Annotated in this window: 1 protein-coding gene and 1 pseudogene; both read left to right on the top strand. The window is 52.4% G+C overall.

The window, feature by feature from the left end; genetic code table 11:
- Positions 1-1,232: MFS transporter (locus ACFRAK_RS28570; protein ID WP_394573125.1), on the top strand; the 1,232-nt coding region annotated here is incomplete at its 5' end.
- A 51-nt stretch (positions 1,233-1,283) separates the two neighbouring features.
- Positions 1,284-1,516 (top strand): annotated as a pseudogene (locus ACFRAK_RS28565) (hypothetical protein); the annotation flags it as partial.

Below are 1,516 nucleotides of genomic sequence, written 5' to 3'. Positions count from 1 at the left end.
AATGGTTGGAGCAATACCCTAAGGAAGTGAAAGGTTTTCTAAGTGCAAGTCTCGTTGCATCCGCGGGCGGCTCGTTAATGTGGCCGTTGACAACGATGTACGTATTTGATGAGCTCGGCCGCAGCATGAAGGATGCGGGCCTGGTTATTCTGATCCAGTCATTAGGCGGGATCGGTGGTCAACTGCTGGGTGGCATCCTGTACCATCGTGTCGGTGTCAAACGGCTGATTGTCGGTTCACTCATTCTGAATGCACTGGGTTTGTTCACCTTGCCATTCATCAACGGCCTATGGGGACTGTTTATCGCGATGATGGGCTTTATCGGGTTCTGCAATGCGGTGTCGATGCCAGCGATCCAGGCCTTTATCGGCTTCCGGTTTGCCGATCGACGTGGTGAATTGTTTAATGTAGTTTATGTTGCGAATAATATTGGTGTGGCTCTCGGGACCGCGATGAGCGGATTTCTGGCGGAGTTCTCCTATCATCTCAGTTTCGTGCTGAATGGGGTAACCTCGTTCGGTTTTGCGCTCTTTTTCCTGTCCTATCTGACGAAGCTGGACGGTCAGGAAGTCACGGCATCCTCTAATCATCCGAGACCGAAGACACCGCTGCCGGCAGGTCCAGGAGCCTGGGTACTGTTAGGTCATATTCGGATTTATCTGTTTATGGGTATCGGTGCCTTGTTTCTGTGGTTTGGTAACTCGATCTGGAACACGGGCGTATCCCCGTTCATTATATCGGAAGGCATGTCCAAGACGGCATACGGGTATTTGTGGACGCTTAATGGCATCTTGATCTTTGCCGCTCAGCCGCTTACCCGGGCGATCAAACGTTGGTTCGCCCGTACGGAGAGCAGCCAGATGACGATCGCAGCGTTGTTCTACCTGTCTGCCTATGTGGTTATCGTCATGATGCAAAGTTACCCCGGAATGGTGCTGGCGATGGTGCTGGCTACACTCGGCGAAATGCTGATTTCCCCTGCAATCCCGGCTTTTATCACAGAACGGACGGGACAGGCTGCGCCGTTCTATATTGGTGTTGCCGGCGGCATGGGGGCCGCCGGCCGTGTTGTCGGACCGTATGCGATGGGTACTATGTATGATGGTGGCGGTTTGGCTCCAGTAGCGTGGTTAGCCGTTGCCGTAGCTGTCGTCTCATTCCTCGCCTTTGCTGTCCATGCCCGGTTGAATCGGCCGCGCCAGCATGAACAACATCAGAGTCTGCAGGGCTAAGACGGCAACGCAGTTTATCTATTCTGTGAGGTAGTTAACAGTTGTGATAAAATGAGTGAAAACATCGATGTGAAGAAGCGAGGGATACCGATGAACACCCGCCAAGAAGCATTCGTACTACGCTTATCTGAGATGAAGGATGCTGCTTCGCTGATGGAACTTGACCAGGTTGTGTGGAATCGTGATACGGCTCCTGAGCCGCTCCGTTGGACTTCCAGAGATCAATATCTGCTGCATAATCCGCCAGGTACTCAGATTGTTGCGTTCCTGGATAATTGCCTGTG

It is taken from the genome of Peribacillus sp. NPDC056705 (assembly GCF_043656335.1).
Note: the sequence above shows the minus strand (reverse complement) of the source record. Positions and strands in the feature narration are given on the sequence as shown.